15 protein-coding genes are annotated in these 16,689 nt (G+C 59.6%); 1 reads left to right on the forward strand and 14 read right to left on the reverse strand.

Going from position 1 to position 16,689, the window contains the following annotated elements:
* Positions 1 to 57 precede the first annotated feature (57 nt).
* From M5B44_RS15205 to M5B44_RS15250, 10 genes are all read right to left on the reverse strand, one after another.
* Positions 58 to 1,128 (reverse strand): VOC family protein, encoded by a 1,071-nt coding sequence (locus tag M5B44_RS15205; protein WP_248739712.1) that lies wholly within the window; start codon positions 1,126 to 1,128, stop codon positions 58 to 60.
* Between the two features lie 211 nt (positions 1,129 to 1,339).
* Positions 1,340 to 2,581: an OprD family porin gene (locus M5B44_RS15210; RefSeq protein ID WP_248739713.1), complete on the reverse strand. Its 1,242-nt coding sequence runs from the start codon at positions 2,579 to 2,581 to the stop codon at positions 1,340 to 1,342.
* A gap of 103 nt (positions 2,582 to 2,684) precedes the next feature.
* Positions 2,685 to 3,740 carry an amidohydrolase family protein gene (locus tag M5B44_RS15215; RefSeq protein ID WP_248739714.1) on the reverse strand — a complete coding sequence of 352 codons (1,056 nt, stop codon included), beginning with the start codon at positions 3,738 to 3,740 and terminating at the stop codon, positions 2,685 to 2,687.
* A 101-nt stretch (positions 3,741 to 3,841) separates the two neighbouring features.
* Positions 3,842 to 5,050 carry a 3-(3-hydroxy-phenyl)propionate transporter MhpT gene (gene mhpT, locus M5B44_RS15220; protein WP_248739715.1) on the reverse strand — a complete coding sequence of 403 codons (1,209 nt, stop codon included), beginning with the start codon at positions 5,048 to 5,050 and terminating at the stop codon, positions 3,842 to 3,844.
* Positions 5,051 to 5,134: 84 nt separating this feature from the next.
* Positions 5,135 to 6,145 carry a 4-hydroxy-2-oxovalerate aldolase gene (gene dmpG / locus M5B44_RS15225; RefSeq protein WP_248739716.1) on the reverse strand — a complete coding sequence of 337 codons (1,011 nt, stop codon included), beginning with the start codon at positions 6,143 to 6,145 and terminating at the stop codon, positions 5,135 to 5,137.
* 10 nt (positions 6,146 to 6,155) lie between these two features.
* On the reverse strand, positions 6,156 to 7,091 hold the full coding sequence (locus tag M5B44_RS15230) for an acetaldehyde dehydrogenase (acetylating) (RefSeq protein ID WP_248739717.1): 936 nt from the start codon (positions 7,089 to 7,091) through the stop codon (positions 6,156 to 6,158).
* A 12-nt stretch (positions 7,092 to 7,103) separates the two neighbouring features.
* On the reverse strand, positions 7,104 to 7,892 hold the full coding sequence (gene mhpD, locus M5B44_RS15235; protein WP_248739718.1) for a 2-keto-4-pentenoate hydratase: 789 nt from the start codon (positions 7,890 to 7,892) through the stop codon (positions 7,104 to 7,106).
* A gap of 14 nt (positions 7,893 to 7,906) precedes the next feature.
* Entirely contained in the window at positions 7,907 to 8,785 is an 879-nt protein-coding gene (locus M5B44_RS15240) for an alpha/beta fold hydrolase (protein WP_248739719.1), read from the reverse strand.
* A gap of 16 nt (positions 8,786 to 8,801) precedes the next feature.
* Positions 8,802 to 9,755, reverse strand: a complete 954-nt coding sequence (gene mhpB, locus M5B44_RS15245; protein ID WP_248739720.1) for a 3-carboxyethylcatechol 2,3-dioxygenase — start codon at positions 9,753 to 9,755, stop codon at positions 8,802 to 8,804.
* Position 9,756: 1 nt separating this feature from the next.
* On the reverse strand, positions 9,757 to 11,415 hold the full coding sequence (locus M5B44_RS15250) for a bifunctional 3-(3-hydroxy-phenyl)propionate/3-hydroxycinnamic acid hydroxylase (protein WP_248739721.1): 1,659 nt from the start codon (positions 11,413 to 11,415) through the stop codon (positions 9,757 to 9,759).
* 135 nt (positions 11,416 to 11,550) lie between these two features.
* On the opposite strand from M5B44_RS15250, the gene M5B44_RS15255 reads away from it, so the two are divergent.
* Complete coding sequence (locus M5B44_RS15255) at positions 11,551 to 12,339, forward strand: DNA-binding transcriptional regulator (RefSeq protein ID WP_248739722.1); 789 nt, start codon at positions 11,551 to 11,553, stop codon at positions 12,337 to 12,339.
* A 187-nt stretch (positions 12,340 to 12,526) separates the two neighbouring features.
* Here M5B44_RS15255 and M5B44_RS15260 read toward each other — a convergent pair whose 3' ends face one another.
* The 4 genes from M5B44_RS15260 to M5B44_RS15275 all read right to left on the reverse strand — a co-directional run bounded on the left by M5B44_RS15260 (position 12,527) and on the right by M5B44_RS15275 (position 16,688).
* Complete coding sequence (locus M5B44_RS15260; protein ID WP_248739723.1) at positions 12,527 to 13,042, reverse strand: cupin domain-containing protein; 516 nt, start codon at positions 13,040 to 13,042, stop codon at positions 12,527 to 12,529.
* Positions 13,043 to 13,160: 118 nt separating this feature from the next.
* Positions 13,161 to 14,771: a gamma-glutamyltransferase family protein gene (locus M5B44_RS15265; protein WP_248739724.1), complete on the reverse strand. Its 1,611-nt coding sequence runs from the start codon at positions 14,769 to 14,771 to the stop codon at positions 13,161 to 13,163.
* 25 nt (positions 14,772 to 14,796) lie between these two features.
* Complete coding sequence (locus M5B44_RS15270; RefSeq protein WP_318653939.1) at positions 14,797 to 15,888, reverse strand: polyamine ABC transporter substrate-binding protein; 1,092 nt, start codon at positions 15,886 to 15,888, stop codon at positions 14,797 to 14,799.
* A gap of 20 nt (positions 15,889 to 15,908) precedes the next feature.
* Positions 15,909 to 16,688 (reverse strand): amino acid ABC transporter ATP-binding protein, encoded by a 780-nt coding sequence (locus tag M5B44_RS15275; protein ID WP_248739725.1) that lies wholly within the window; start codon positions 16,686 to 16,688, stop codon positions 15,909 to 15,911.
* Between the last annotated feature and the right edge of the window lies 1 nt (position 16,689).

Consider the following 16,689-nt stretch of genomic DNA (forward strand, 5'->3'; position numbering starts at 1 on the left):
CCTGAGGGGTGAGGAGGGGGCCAGCGCCAACCTCGTGTGGTTTGCGACGCTGCAAAATCAGGCGAACAGACGTGCCAGTGTGATCAGCTTGCGCACGCTCAGATCCGGACTGCGGCGAAGATGGCGGAACAAGGAAAGAACATTCGCCGGTGTCAGTTTCGGTTTGGTAAAACTTCTGGGCATGGATTCGCCCCACTGGGACATCGCCGCTGCGCTGACACTGTGCAGACCTGTGGGCTGGTCGGCAGTGAACCGGTCACCATCACAATAGTGCTCGTGCTTGTCGCCGAACGGGTCCTGCCAGTAATCGAAGATCTGGCTTCCAAGAATGTGCCGGCCAATACCCCAGGCATGGCGCCAACCCTGGTCCCGAAGAACCTTCTGGCCCATGCCGACGGCGTCCAGATCGACCACCTCATAAGCGCTATGGCTGTAGGCCGGCATGAATCCCTGGGCCAGGGCCAGCGTGTGATGGTCGGCTGGCGTGTCGCCCAGATTCAGACGCAGGAAGGCCACCGCCGGCGAACCGTCAGGCAGCAACTGCACGTCGCTGGGAATGAATCCGAAGTGTTGTGTGTACCAGGCGCAGGTACGCTGGAAATCCGCCACTTCCAGCACGAGATGGCCAAGGCGAATGATCTCCGGGGGAACCATTGGTGGACGCTGGGTTGCATTGATGCGTACCACGCTATCCCCGAGGTTGAGCGGCAAGGCCGGGCGATGGGGCCGGGCGCCAACCACTGACTGACCATGAAGGGCCTCGACGAGAAAACCGGACGGGTCGCGCAAGATGACTTGTTCGCCACCGCCGGGGTGATCGCACGGCATGATGGGTGAGGCTTGTGGTAGCAAGCTCAGACGCTCCAGGTCTGCGCGCGAACCGACACTCAGACCGAAACCAATAAAACGTGGCTTCTTGCCGCGATGTACGCGATAGCAATAGGGCGTCGGTCCGGTGCCACGTAAAAGCAGCAGATCCGCATTGCGCAGAACCGTCAGCAGCCCGAAGTCCTTAAGAAAGCGCTCGGTCCGTTCCAGATCCGGCCGTTCGAAAATCAGATGAGTCAGTGCACGGGCGCGTACGGTGGGAGCGTCGTGGCGTGCTGGCTGTGCGGGATTGAGCTTCACTATGGGAGCCTCTAGGCGCAAGAGTATGGCGTAGCGCAAGTTGAACACGGTCGTTCAATTTGAGTCAAATGTGTCGCCTTGGTGAATTCCGGAAAACATAAATTTTCCGGACCAGGCCGAGATCGATTTTGTGAAGGTCTCTACTGATCTCAAGAAATCAGACCCGCAAGCATTGACTGTCTGCTTTTGCCCGAAAGCTCCCGTCTCATACTCACCACAATTGGACAGAGTAATCCACATTGACTCTCAACTCGCCGACGTTACGCGCAAAGTCACTGTTGTAGTCGGCCTGACGAATCCTGAATGCCACATCCTTGAACGTGCCGCTTTGAATCACGTAAGAGAGCTCTATTCCACGTTCGCGTTCTTTGCTGCCGATGGCATCGCCTGGCAGTTCAATGTGATCGCCCTTGATGTAGCGCCACATACCGCGCAGCCCGGGAATGCCTAAAGCCGCAAAGTCGTAGTCGTACCGAATTTGCATCACACGCTCGTTGGGATTAACGAACTCGGAGACCAATGCGCCTTCGGTGTTGACGTTGACACTCGTACCTGAAACGTAGGGCAGGGCCGTATCGCCAGTGAGTTGCATGTAACCCACGCCCAGGGAATGAGCACCCGCCAGCCAGGTAAACATACTGCTCAACGTTTGGTTATCGACGGCTCCCGCTTTTTCATTGCCGTTTTCACGACTGTTGAAATAACGTAAATCAGTCTTTAAACGGCTGTGCCCAAGGTCCAGGAAATGCACCAGGTCGATATAGTCCTGCTCATACAGATCGTTAAGCGTGGCGTGGTAATAGCGGGTAGTAAGGGTTTTCGACCAGTTGTAGTCAGCCCCGACAATATTCAAATCGTTTGAGGTCGCCCCGGCCTTGAATCGGCGGTTGGGATTGGCGATTGCCATGGGTTCAAAATCAGTGGAGTCGCGATATTTGATGCGATCCAGATGCGCAACATGCAAGGTTAACCCATCCATTTCTTTGGACGTCAGGTAGCCCCCCCGCAGTAAAGGCGGGAACAACCGCATGGTGTTAGCCAGCAACACAGGCATCAAGGGTTGCAGTGTGCCCAGTTGCACCTCTGTCTTTGAGTAGCGCGCCTTGGCAGCCAGGCCGAATTTGGAATAATCATCTGCAACTTCGTGAGTCGAGGCGTTATACGCCAGTATGCCGGTGCCGGTTCTACCAGGGCCTGAATCAAGCTTCACGCCGAGCATTCCAACGGCATTCAAACCCAAACCGATCGTGCCTTCGGTATAGCCCGAGGCATAGTTGAATATGAAACCCTGTGCCCACTCTTGTGCCTGGGACTGGCCACTGCCATCGCGATAATCCCTATCGTAATAGAAGTTGCGTAACGTCAGTTTTGCGGAGCTATCGCTGATGAAGTCATTTGCCTGCAAGGATGAACTCATGGCGACGAGGGTCGTCAGTACAAAATATTTGTTCATTTTGGCCTTCATTTTGTTGTTATTGATAGGCGTGTACTGAATGAAAGGCGAACGAATCCGCCTCGCCGACAAACGAGGTCGGCGAGGTGGATTTATTGCGTGTTCAGTTTTTTAGATGGGGAAATAACGTCAGGCCGGATTGACGATTGATGGCACTTAACTGACCTTTGGAGAAACCCTGGTAAGTGTCCAGGTTACGTGTGAACCATTTCACCTTGTCGTTGATTGCATAGGGTATGTCACTGCCAAAAAGCACATGGCCGGGGCGCGCGAACGCCATCAGGCTCGGCAGCACGGTTGCACTGGCGGACAGTGCAGTATCGAAATAGAAGTTCTGCATCTGACTGATCAGTTCTTGAGGGGTAAACCCTAGGCCAAGATTGCCCAGGCTTTGCGCAAATCGGTCAGCCCCGTAGGGAATGAAACCGCCAGCGTGGGACAGAATGATTTTGACATCAGGGTATTTGGCAGGTACTCGATTCGCCAGCAGGCTCAGTGCCGCGCGGGTCGTATCAAAAGGATAATCCGCCGTGGGGCCAGGAATGCCAGGGATAAGTTCCAGCCTGGGTTGAGTTGGGTGGATGAGCACCACAGCCTTGTAGGCTTCCAAAGCCTGCCAGACCGGATCGAAGTGGGCGTCGCCCAGGTAGAGACCGTCGTAATTTGAAAGCAGAATCACGCCTTCGGCTTTCAACACTGTCATGGCGTGTTCCAGCTCCTTCAAGGCACCTTCGATGTCTTGCATCGGCAGGGTCACAAAGCTGCCAAAGCGCCCTTTATGATCACTGGCAAGTTGCGCGGCGTATTCATTGACGCGACGTGCCATGTCCAGGGCCGCTTGCCCCTTCCAGCCTGCGACACCCGGCGCAGTGAGCGAGAGCATGGCCATGTCGATGCCCAGGCTGTCCATGAACTCGATGTCCGAGACGGGGTTCCAGGCTGGCATTTTCCAGCCTGACGGATCGCCGCCATTTTTGGCCAGGTCGGCTGCCCAGAAGTCCGGAACGAAGTGATGGTGTACGTCAATGCGCCGGGCATTCGTGTTGATCATTCCATCCGAAAAAGGTGAAGCGGTAGAAGCGACGGCAGGCATTACGGACATGACAGCACCTGCGGAAATGGCTACGCCTGTAGCGTTCAGGAAGTCTCTGCGTTTCATGGCGGTTTCCTTGTCAGCGACGAATTTGAACAGGGCGGTGTTCAATTCAGGGTTATGGAGCAGCCCCGTACTGTTCTAGCACGGGGTTCGAGAAAGGGGTTTCAGTCGATTTGAGCGCCGTTGCGCCGTACCGACAGGTAGAACATCGCCAGGGCGGCGATGACGATGCCGGGTGCCGAAGCCATCATCACCCCGGTGGTGCCGGTGCCGAGTGCGAGCATTTTGCCGGCGACCAAGGGGCCGCTCATGGCACCCAGGCGGCCGATGGCGACGGCGCTGCCGACGCCTGTGGCGCGAATCGTCGGACGATAGAAGTGCGGTGCCAGGGCATACAGCACGCATTGACCGCCGGTGGCAAAGAAACCGGCGACGAAACCGGCTGCCAGCATGCTTTCCCACCGACTGGCCAGACCCAGAGCCATCAATGAACCGAGAATGCCGACGTAGATCAGCGCGGACAGGGCCCAGGCCGGCAACCGGTCCATCACCCAACCCAGCAACAAGGTGCCGAAGGCCGCGCCAAACTGCAGTGCCAGCATGACCCAACTGGCCTGGCGGCCGCTGAAGCCCTGGCCGACCAACAGGCTGGGCAGCCAGTTGATCAGGATGTACACCACCATCAGGGTGAAGAAGTAACTGACCCAGATCATTAGCGTCGGCAGCGCCGCTCCTTCTCGGAATAGACCCCGGACCACTCCGGTCGGAGCAGATTCACGGGCGTTGCGAAACTGCGCCGACTCCGGCAGATACAGCCCCAACAGCGGCACGATCAACAGCGGCACCACGCCACCGACGTAGAACACTACCTGCCAGCCGCCGGCGAGGTCAGCGATGCCGATGCTGGCTGCCAGTGCCGCACCCAGCGGCACGCCGCAGTACATCAGGCTGACGGCAGTGCCACGCAGACGCGGGCCGGCCACTTCACTGGTCAGGGCGATCAGGTTGGGCAGGGCGGCACCGAGCCCCACGCCGGTGAGGCAACGGGCAATCATCAAACTGTTGAAGTCCCAGGCCATGGCCGTGATCAGGGAGAACAGCCCGAACAGTGCCACCGAGGCCATCAGTACCCGTTTGCGGCCGATGCGATCGGCCAGCAGGCCACCGAGGAATGCACCGGGCAACAGACCAAAAATCCCGGCGCTGAAGACCCAGCCCATGTGCAGTTTGTCCAGCTGGAAGGCTGCCGCCATGCCTTGGGCGGCGATCCCCGAGGCTTGCAGGTCGAGGCCTTCCATGAGGGCGACGAGGAAGCAAAGACTGATGGTCCGTGCCATGTACAGCGTGGTGGTTGTCACGTTCAGCGATGTCATGGGAAGTACCCGTTTTATTGTTGTAATGGGCAAAGCAGAACCGACCGACCGCTGCGTGGACGGTCGGCCGGGGTGGTACAGGGGTCAGCGTTTGAGCAGGTCCAGCGCGACGTCGACGATCATGTCTTCCTGGCCGCCGACCATGCGCCGCTTGCCCAGCTCGACAAGAATGTCGAGGGTCTTGAGGCCGTATTTGGCGGCGGCAATTTCGGCGTGGCGCAGGAAACTGGAGTAGACCCCGGCGTAACCGAGGGCCAAGGTTTCGCGATCGACCCGCACCGGGCGGTCCTGCAACGGACGCACGATGTCGTCGGCGGCGTCCATCAGGGTGTAGAGGTCGGTGCCGTGGTTCCAGCCCAGGCGCTCGGCGGCGGCGATGAACACTTCCAGCGGCGCATTGCCGGCGCCGGCACCCATACCGGCGAGACTGGCGTCAATGCGGTCGCAGCCTTCCTCGACAGCGGTGATCGAGTTGGCCACGCCGAGCGACAAGTTGTGGTGGGCATGCATCCCCGTCTCCGTTTCCGGTTTCAGAACGGCTTTGAAAGCCCGGAAGCGCTCGCGAACGTCCTGCATGTTCATCGCACCACCGGAGTCGGCCATGTACACGCAGGTCGCGCCGTAGCTTTCCATCAGCCTGGCCTGCGCGGCGAGCTGCTCGGCCGGGATCATGTGGCTCATCATCAAAAAACCGACGGTGTCCATGCCCAGCTCGCGGGCGTACTCGATGTGCTGTTTCGAGACATCCGCTTCGGTGCAATGGGTGGCGATGCGCACCACCCGTGCACCGGCGTCATAGGCGGCCTTGAGGTCGTGCACCGTGCCGATCCCCGGCAGCAGCAGGGTGGTGATTTTGGCGTGCTCAATGACATCGGCCGCTGCTTCGATCCATTCCAGATCGGTATGGGCAGCAAAGCCATAGTTGAAGCTCGAACCCTGCAGGCCGTCGCCGTGGGCGATTTCGATCGAATCGACCCTGGCCTTGTCCAGTGCGCGCGCGATGTCCTGAACATTTTGCAGCGAGTACTGATGTCGGATGGCATGGCTGCCGTCGCGCAGGGTCACGTCGGAGATGTAGAGTTTTTTGCCGTTCATGAAATTCTCCTCAAGCCTTTTGCATCGACTGCGCCATGCGCTCGGCGGTGGCCAAGGCAGCGGAGGTCATGATGTCGAGGTTGCCGGCGTAGGCGGGCAGGTAATGGGCAGCGCCTTCGACTTCGAGGAACACCGAAGTCTTGAGCCCGGAAAATTGTCCGAGGCCCGGAATGTTCAGCGGCGCGTGTTCGGGAATCACGTCGAACTGCACTTTTTGCTTGAGGCGATAGCCCGGCACATAGGCTTGCACTGCCGCCGCCATCTCCTCGACGGAAGCCTCGATCTGCGCCTGATCGGCGGCTTCGGACAGCACAAACACGGTGTCGCGCATCATCAGCGGCGGCTCGGCCGGGTTCATCACGATGATTGCCTTGCCCTTGGCTGCACCGCCGATCACTTCGATGGCCCTGGAAGTGGTTTCTGTGAACTCGTCGATGTTGGCACGGGTGCCGGGGCCGGCGGATTTACTGGCGATCGAGGCGACGATCTCGGCGTAATGCACCCTGGCCACCCGCGACACCGCCGCGACCATCGGGATAGTCGCCTGACCACCACAGGTCACCATGTTGACGTTTGTCTGAGCCAGATTCTGTTCCAGGTTGACCACCGGCACGCAATACGGGCCGATGGCTGCCGGGGTCAAATCTATCAGGCGGATGCCGGGTTTGACCGAGCGCAGGAACGCATCGTTCTTCACGTGGGCGCCAGCCGAGGTAGCGTCGAAAACAAAATCGATGTTCTTGAACTCGTCCATGCGCATCAGGCCTTCTACACCTTCGTGGGTCACTGCGACACCCATACGCTGGGCGCGGGCGAGGCCGTCGGAGGCAGGGTCGATGCCGACCATCACCGCCATTTCCAGATGCTTGGCGTTACGCAGGATCTTGATCATCAAATCGGTGCCGATGTTGCCCGAGCCGATGATCGCGACTTTGAGTTTGTTCATGGTTGTTGCCCCTTATGCAAAGTCGACCGCGACACGACCGATACCGTCGATCTCGGCTTCAAAACGGTCACCGGCAGCGACCGCGACCATCGGCCCGAGTGCGCCGGTCAGAATGATGTCGCCGGCGCGCAGCGGATCGCCCAGGCGGGCCATGGTGCAAGCCAGCCAGACCGCAGCGTTGAGTGGATGTCCCAGGCATTCGGCGCCGCTGCCGCTGGATACTTCCTCGCCGTTGCGGGTCATGCGCATGGTGGCTGCCTGCAGGTCGAGGCCGTCGATCTGGCGGGTGCTTTCGCCGAGGACGAAACAGCCACTGGAGGCGTTGTCGGCCACGGTGTCGACGAAGCGGATGTTCCAGTTCTGGATCCGGCTGCCGACGATTTCCAGCGCCGCAGCGACCCAACCGGTGGCGGCCAGTACATCGGCGAAAGTGGTCTCGGTGCTCGGCAGGTCACGCTCGAGGATCAGGGCGATTTCCGCCTCGATCTTCGGCTGCAACACGCGACCGATCGGTACACAGTCGTTGTGGTCATAGCGCATGTCGGCGAGCAGGGTGCCGAAGTCAGGCTGATCCACACCCAGTTGCTGCTGGACCTTGGGATTGGTCAGGCCGATCTTCCGACCGATTACGGGGTTGCCATTGCCCACCGCGTGAGCAATGTTCAGGCGCTGAATGGCGTAGGCGGCGTCTGCATTGTCTTCGCCGATCAGTTCGCGCAAAGGCGCGATGGCTTCGCCGTGGGCCTGGGCCTGGCGCAGGTCGCTTGCCAGTTGCTCCAGTGTGGCTTGATTCAGGGTCATGGTGGCCTCGGTCATCAATGGGTCAGGAAATCCAGCACCAGGCGGTTGTAGGTGTCGGCGTGTTCCCACTGGGCCCAATGGCCGCAACGGTTGAACACGTGCAGTTGCGCGTCGGGCAGGCCGGCCAGCAGGCGCAGGCCGGTGTCCATCGACACGAAGCGGTCCTCGCGGCCCCAGACAATCAGGGTGCGGGCCTTGATCTCGTGCAGGCGATGGCTGAAGTCCGGGAACTGCTTGGGGTTCAGGGTGCTGCTCTTGACGAAGTTTTCCAGGTGGTCGCGGCGCGCCAGGATGTTGTCCAGGCGAGTCTGGAACATCGCGTCGGTGATGCTGCTGGCGTCGAAGACGAAGACGTTCATCATCTTCTTCAGGTTGTCGATGGTCGGCTCGCGGTACAGTGCGCCGATCAGCTTGATGCCCTCGGTGGGTTGCGGGACGAAGGCGCTCGGGCCGCCGGTGCCGCCGCCCATCAGGATCAGTTTGCCGATGCGTTGCGGGTAGGCGAGGGCGAACGCCACGGTGCTGTGGCCACCCATGGAGTTGCCGATGATGTGCACGCGGTCCAGGTCCAGCACGTCGATCAGGCCTTTCAGGGCGCGGGCATTGAGGTCCGAGCGCGAGCCATCGCAGACCACCGGATCGCTTTTGCTCCAGCCAGGACAGTCCATCAGGATCACCCGGTAGCCGGCGTTGACCAAGGGCTCGATGTTGCAGTGAAAGTTGGCCCAGCCGCTGGCACCGGGACCCGAGCCGTGGAGCATGACCACGGTTTCGGCGCCCGGATTTTCAGGGATTGGACTGACATCGTTGTAATGCAGTTGCAGGTCCAGGTCGCCTTCCTTGATGCGGGCAAAGCGGCTGGTGGAAGCTTCGGTGAATCCAGTGGCAGTCATGGCAGTTCCTCGAAATTCAGTGATGGTTGTGCTGTGGTCGTGCGCCGAGGCTGGCGAAGCCGGCGATCCATTCAGGGATCGGTCGGTAGTAGCGGTCTTCGGTCTGGTACGGGCCGAAGGAGGAGAGGGCGGCGAACGCCGCGACCCAGGTTTTCACTTCGTGGGTGGACTTGCCGGCCAGTGCCGACAGTTCGTCATTGCCCAGCCCATCGAAGTCGCTCAGGCGACCCTGTTCGAGACTGTCGAGAAAGCCCTGGTCCCAGGTCGGGTTGAGCGGATGCAGGCAGTGCTGGTCCTGAACGAAATCCCTTGCGGCCTGGATGACCCGGTTCTGGCGGGCCAGGCGCTCATCGGCAGGCAGATCACGGCCGCTCCCCATCAGTCGGTCCGCCATGCGCGCATCGACCTTGGCCAGCTCCGGCACCGGTGGCTGATGCGACAAGCCGCCGGAGGCCAGAAACAGCACACGTTTGTTCAATGTTTTGGCCCATCGACCGATGGCCTCGCCGAGCAAGCGGGCACGCTTGAAACCGGGCAGGGGGACCGCCACCGAATTGATGAACACCGGGATTACCGGACAGCCTTGCAAACCGCCGAGCAACAATTCCAGTGGCTGAGCGAAAGCATGGTCGACCTGCATGCAATACGACACGGCGGTGTCGACCCCGGCATTGAGCACCGCCTGGGCGCACGATTCAGCCAGCGCCCTAGGCACGTCGAGTTCACCGGCAGCCGTACCGAAATCGCCGATTGCATGGGCAGCCATACCGATGCAGAACGCCGGCATCACGTCGTAGAAAAAGCCGTTGTAGTGGTCCGGGCCGAACAGCACGATCAACTCCGGGGCGAAGCGGGCAATACGCTCACGGGCCGCGGCGGTCATGCCGTCAATTTCGGCCAGCACCTGCGGTTCGGGGTCGACGAACCCCACCAGCGGCGTGTGGGACATGCAGTGCAGATAAGCGCTCATCTCAGGCCACCTTGCTGGCGACGAAAGTCGCGGCCGGTTGCGGCAGAGCCTTGAGCGCAAGGATCAACTGATCGCAGGCCTGACCCACGGTTTGCGGAATGGCCAAACCGGCAACAAAACGATCCGGGCGAACCAGGGCGATGGACGAGGCCCCCTGGGCGAACCACTCGCGGATCCGGCCGGTGCTGTCACCGACGCGAATCACGTGTTTGCCGGCATCGCTGGCGGCCTTGAGCTGGACGTCCGGCAGCACCTGAATGAAGCGCGTACCCAGCGCCTGCCACTGTTCGATTTGCGCAGCCGAAAGGCCCCAGGTCGGATCGCTGCCCCAGGCAATGATTGCGAAATGCTTGCCGATCACTTCGTCGAGCAGCACCCGTTCGCCGGCTTCGGTGAGCACCTGCGGCTGGATGAACATTTTGCCCACCGGCGAGGCGCTGTCTTGCGCGGCGATCAGCGCGCCCTTGGTGTATTGCGGCATCGGCTTGAAGCGCATTTCGAGGAAGAAGCGTTTGACCGGCGGCAGATAGTTCAGCAACCAGGACACACCATCGCGCAAGGTACCTTGCCAGCGCTTGGGCGGCGCCAGTACGTGACCGGCGAGCACTGACAAATCAATCATTGCCTTGGCGTGGTCGCGACGTTCCTGTTCGTAGCTGTCGAGCAGGCTGTCGGCGGCCAGGCCTTGGATCACCATCGCCAGTTTCCACGCCAGATTGGAGGCGTCGCGCATTCCGCTGTTGTAACCCTGGCCTTGCCAGACCGGCATGATGTGCGCGGCATCGCCGGCCAGCAGCACCCGACCCTGACGGAAACGTCCAGCCAGACGGGCGTTGTGGGTGTAGACGCGGCTGCGGATCAGCTCGATGTGGTCCGGGTTGGGCAAGACTTTGCCGAGCAGCTTGCGCATGTTTTCCGGTTTGCTCAGCTCGGCTTCCGTCTCTCCGGGCATGACCATGAACTCGAAACGCCGAACGCCATGGGGCAGGGCAGCAGAAACGTAAGGGCGCACCGGGTCGCAGCAAAGGTAAACGTGAGGAGTGCCCAGCGGATCGTTGGCGATATCGACCACGATCCACTGGTTCGGCGCGGTCTTGCCTTCGAAGCTGATATCCAGGCTGCGCCGCACGAGGCTGTTGCCGCCGTCGCAACCGATCAGGTAGCGGGCATTCAGGCGCTCGCCGCGACCGTTTTGATCTTTGAGGTTGAGCACAACAGCGCTGTCGCTTTGTTCGAAGCTCTCCAGTTCGCGACTGAAAAGCACTTTGACGTTATCGAAGCGTTGCAGGCCGTCGAACAGCACGCGGTCGGCCAGGGGCTGGATGAAGGCGTTGCGTCGTGGCCAGCCGAATTCATCGGTCTTGGGCTGGATATCGGCGAAGCAGCGACCTTTGGGAGTAAGGAAGCGCATCGCGTGCCAAGGGGTGGTGTGGGGCAGCACGGCGTCGGCAAGGCCCACCGCCTGGAAGGTACGCAAGCTCTCATCGTCCAGGCCAATGGCGCGGGGGTAGTCGATCAGGCTGTCGAGTTTTTCCACCAGAGTGACTTTCACGCCACACTGGCCAAGGTAATTGGCGATCATCAAGCCGACGGGACCGGCGCCGACGATGGCGACGTCGGTGCTCAGCTCCAATGGGGTAGGCGTGGGTGCAGAACTCATGGATATCTCCCTACAGCGCTTTTGGATTTCTTGTTGGGCGCAGTATGGAAATGGTCGGGCTGGTCGACAACGACAACCCTTGTTAGTGTGCACCAGGTGCACAACGTTGATTTACAAGCAGAACGGAGCGATTCGATGAGCGAGACCGAATACAAGGCCGTACGTGGGTTGATGCGCGGCCTGGCCCTGATCAACGGCCTGAATCGCTTCGACGGCGGCGCCAGCACGGCTCAACTGGCCGAGCAAAGTGGGCTGCACCGCACCACCGTCAGGCGCTTGCTGGAGACCTTGCAGGCCGAGGGTTACGTGCGGCGCAGCGAGTCCGACGACAGCTATCGGCTGACCTTGAAAGTGCGGGAATTGAGTGAGGGTTTTCGCGATGAGCAGTGGATTTCCTCCATTGCGGCACCGCTGCTGGGCGAGCTACTGCAAGAGGTAGTCTGGCCCACCGATCTGTGCACCCTGGACGGCGACGCCATGGTGATTCGCGAGACTACCCATCGCTTCAGTCGCCTTTCGTTCCACCGTTCCATGGTCGGGCGGCGTCTGCCGTTGCTGATGACCGCCACGGGGCGTGCCTACTTCGCCTTTTGCCCGCCGGCCGAACGTGAAGAACTGATTGAGTTGATGATCAGCCGCGAAGACGAGCAATCCGCGCTGGCAGCGGACCGGCGGTTTGTTGAGCGATTGGTTGAGCATACGGTAAGCAAGGGATATGGAGAAAATAATTCCCACTGGGGCCAGGAGCGCAAGATCGCCGCCATCGCCATTCCGATCACCCATGAGGCGCGGCTAATGGGTTGTCTGAACCTGGTGTACATCGCCAAGGCAATGTCGGTGGATGAAGCGGCTCGGCGTTACCTGCCAGCGATGCACAGTGTGGTGCGAAAGATCCAGGTTGAGTTGAGTGGCGAATCGGAGTGACAGGCCATAAAGCAGGTTTCGTAAAGTTCCGCTCTGACACATAATTTAACATAATATACATTACACGTAACTAGATGTTACGAGATCAGCCCGGTTGCACACCCGATTTCAATCTCCAGCATCTCTCTCCAAGGCACCATGCGCTTGATGCCAGGTGATCACACGATCCATTTCAAATGTACGGCTCTCAATCCTCATCACGCGTCAGCTTTTCAATCAGCGCTCGATGCTGTGGATACTGCGCTGTGAGTTTCTGCCGATTCCCCATTTCCATGTCCGCAAAATCAAACCCTGGCGAAACCGCTTCGCTGATCAAGCCAAATCCGTTCTCGCCATCGAGCAGTCTGGAGGCTTTCCAGATTCCGCCCGGTACGTGCAGCTGTAGATGTTGTCCTGCCAGAATGTCGCTGCCCATCACGAATGTCTGCAACGAACCGTCAGCGTGAATAAGGCTGTACTCGATGGCATCGCCCAGATGGAAATAATGCAGGATGTCCGACTGGTTGAAATGAAACTGGCCGACCGGTGAATCTTCGGTCAACAGGTAGTAAATCGACGTCATCAGATAACGCGGTCCGCCCGTTGTTTCGAGCATGTCCCGGTGGTCGGCCTGATAGGTTCTGCGAAAGAATCCGCCTTCGACGTGAGGTTCAAGGTCCAGTGATGCGATCAGGTTTGACGCAGTAATCGAGTGTGGATTCATGACCTGCTCCAACGATTTTCAATACAGCCTGTAATAACTCGACTAAACGGTCATTTAGTGTAGTTAACCTATAATGGCCTCACATTCGAAGACGTTCGCTGCATTTCTACCCTTGACTTTACCACGCCGCAATATGCGAATCCGCCCTCGGCTCAGTCCCGCCACACAGCACGCCACTGACCGGATCACGAAGAATAATCTGCCCCCGGCCGTAATCCGTCAGATCACAGGCGATCTGCACCTCATGCCCCCGGCGCATCAAGGCATTGGCCAGATCCCTCGAAGCTCCCTGCTCGATCCCAACCTTCATTCCCCCCAGCCATTGCCAACGCGGAGCGTCCAGCGCTGATTGCGGGTTCAGGCCAAAATCCACCAGGTTCATGACCATCTGCACATGCCCCTGAGGTTGCATGTACCCGCCCATCACACCAAACGGCCCTAGCGCCTGGCCATCCTGGGTCAGGAAGCCCGGAATAATCGTATGAAACGTCTTCTTGCCCGGCGCCAGGCAGTTGGCGTGTTCCGGATCAAGACTGAACTCCTGCCCCCGGTTCTGCAGTGCAATGCCGCAGTCAGGCAGCACCACACCCGAACCAAAGCCGTGGTAATTGCTCTGGATGAACGACACCATGTTGCCTTGCCCATCGGCCGTCGCCAGATAAACCGTACCGCTGGCATGAGGATCGCCTGGCTTCGGTGGTTGTGCTTTATCGCCGATCTTCCCACGGCGCCGTGCGCTGTAGTCATCATTCAACAGATCGGCCACCGCCACGCGCATGTGCAGTGGATCGGTGATGTAGTGCAAACCATCACTGTAGGCGAGTTTCATGGCCTCCAGCTGACGATGCCACGTCTGCTGGCTGTCACGATGATCAAAGTCGAACCCCTCGAGAATCTTCAATGCCATCAATGCAACCAGACCCTGGCCGCTTGGCGGAATTTCCCAGACATCCACACCACGATAGTTGACGTGGATCGGCTCCACCCACTGCGCACGGTAATGTTCCAGATCCGTGGCTCGCAGATACCCGCCAGTCGCCCGTGAATGGGCATCCAGCCGTTGGGCCAACGCGCCACGATACAAACTTTCACAGCGGCTCTGTGCCAACTCTTCAAGCGTCCGCGCTTGCGCTGGATTACGAAACAGCTCCCCTGCCCTCGGCGCCCTGCCCTCAATCAGGAACGTATCGAACCAGGCGTCCAGCACTGCGTCGCGATGGGGACCGAACTCATCCAAAGCAACCTGCCACTGATGGGCAACCACGGGCGACAGCGGAAAACCATCCCACGCCAGGCTGATCGCGGGCTGCAGCAAGTCAGCGAACGGTAATACCCCAAAGCGTTGAGAAAGCTCGGCCCACGCCGACGGGCAACCAGGCACCGTCACCGGCGTCCAACCATAAAGCGGCATCTGTTCATGGCCGGCAGCCTTGACCGCTTCGATGCTCAAAGCTGCAGGCGCATGGCCGTTGGCATTGAGTCCATGCAACTGATCCTTGAACCAGACCAGAGCAAAAGCATCACCACCAAGACCGCAACCCGTAGGCTCGACCACGGTCAGCGCTGCCGCCGTGGCGATGGCGGCGTCGATCGCATTGCCACCCTTTTGCATCATCTCGATACCGGCCTGAGCGGCCAGCGGCTGGGACGCCGCCACCATGCCTCGACGGGCAAACACGCTTTGGCGTTGTGACGGATACGGATACTCATGAGCAGAAAATTTCAGCATGGCAAAGGCTCTTCAAAACAAGGATTCATTGGCCGGACTTGATCCGGTTCCATTCGCGGGTCATCAGGCGCTGGATGTTTTCCGGCAGATCGGCGGAGACAAAGGTGTGACTGATCACTTCGTCGCCCGGGTAGATCCCCGGGTTACCGCTGACCTTGGGGTCCATCAACGGCGTCGCGTCCTTGTTCGGGTTCGCATACCCGACGTAGTCACTGACCGACGCAATCACCTCGGGTCGCAGCAAGTAATTGATCACCGCGTGGGCGTTGGCTACGTTGCCGGCATCCTTGGGGATCGCCAGCATGTCGAACCACAGGTTCACGCCTTCCCTGGGAATCATGTAGCGGATATCGATGTTTTTCCCGGCCTCACGAGCTCGGGTCTGAGCCTGCATCACGTCGCCGGAGTAACCGATCGCCACACAGATATCGCCATTGGCCAGGTCTGCGGTGTACTTCGATGAGTTGAAGTAGGTCACCGACGGCCGCAAGGTCATCAGCAGTTTCGACGCCTGCTTGTAGTCGTCCGGCTTGACACTGTTGGGGTCCAGCCCGAGATAAAGCATGGCTTGAGGAATGATCTTTACCGGCGCATCGAGAAAGGCCACGCCGCAGCTTTTAAGCCTGGAAAGGTTCTGCGGATCGAACACCATGGACCAGGAATCCAGCGGCACGTCCTTGCCCAGCACCGCTCGCACTTTCTCCTCGTTGTAGCCAATGCCCACGGTGCCCCACATATAAGGCACGGCATAACGATTGCCCGGATCGGCCGCCTCCAGACGCTGCATCAAGCGCGGGTCGAGGTGCTTCCAGTTATCCAGCAACTCACGCTGCAGCGGCTGATAGGCGCCTGCGCGGATCTGCTTGGACAGAAACTGGCTGGAAGGCACCACCACGTCATACCCCGAGTGCCCGGAAAGCAGCTTGGCCTCGAGCATTTCATTGGTGTCGAAGATGTCGTACTGCACCTTGATGGCGCTGTCTTTCTCGAAGTTCTTCAGGGTGTCGGGGCCAATGTAATCGGACCAGTTGTAGACCTTCACCACCGGGTCGGCAGCCTGGATCATGGGCACCACGGCAGCGCAGCACAGGGCCGCAAACACGCTCGATAAACGCATCATCAATATCCTTGTGGGTCTCACAGCACGCGGCTGAGAAAGGCTTGGGTACGGGGATGAGTGGGGTGACTGAAAATCTGTTCCGGTGGGCCCTGCTCGATCAGTTCACCTTGATCGAGCACCACCACACGGTCAGCAACTTCACGGGCAAAACCCATTTCATGGGTGACCACCACCATCGTCATGCCCTCCTCCGCCAGTTCCTTCATCACCTGAAGGACCTCACCGACGGTTTCCGGGTCCAGGGCACTGGTGGGTTCGTCGAACAGCATCGCCTGGGGCTTCATGGCCAAAGCCCGGGCAATCGCCACCCGCTGCTGTTGGCCACCGGAAAGCATCGACGGGTAGTGGTTGGCCTTCTCGGCCAGCCCGACACGCTTGAGCAATGACCGCGCCTGTTCCTCCGCCGCTTTGCGCGGCACACCCAACACCTGAATCGGTGCTTCGATGATGTTTTCCAGCGCGGTCATGTGCGGGAACAGATTGAAGCGCTGGAACACCATGCCGATGTCCCGCCGCTGACGGGCAATGTTGCGTTCCGAATCCCGCACCAGGCTGCCATCGGCCTTGGTGCGATAGCCCATGGACTGACCGTTGACCCGGATCTGCCCGGACTGAATGTCTTCCAGCAAATTGATGCAGCGGATAAACGTGGTTTTGCCCGACCCCGAGGCGCCGATCAGCACCACCACTTCACCGCGCCGGACTTGCAGGGAAATCCCTTTGAGAATCTCGAGGTTGCCGAACGACTTGTGAATGTTCAGCGCTTCGATGATCAGTTCGTCACTTTGATGCGCCATG

Origin of the sequence: Pseudomonas sp. MWU12-2029 (assembly GCF_023242425.1) — a bacterium.
Taxonomy (GTDB): Bacteria; Pseudomonadota; Gammaproteobacteria; order Pseudomonadales; family Pseudomonadaceae; genus Aquipseudomonas; species Aquipseudomonas kribbensis.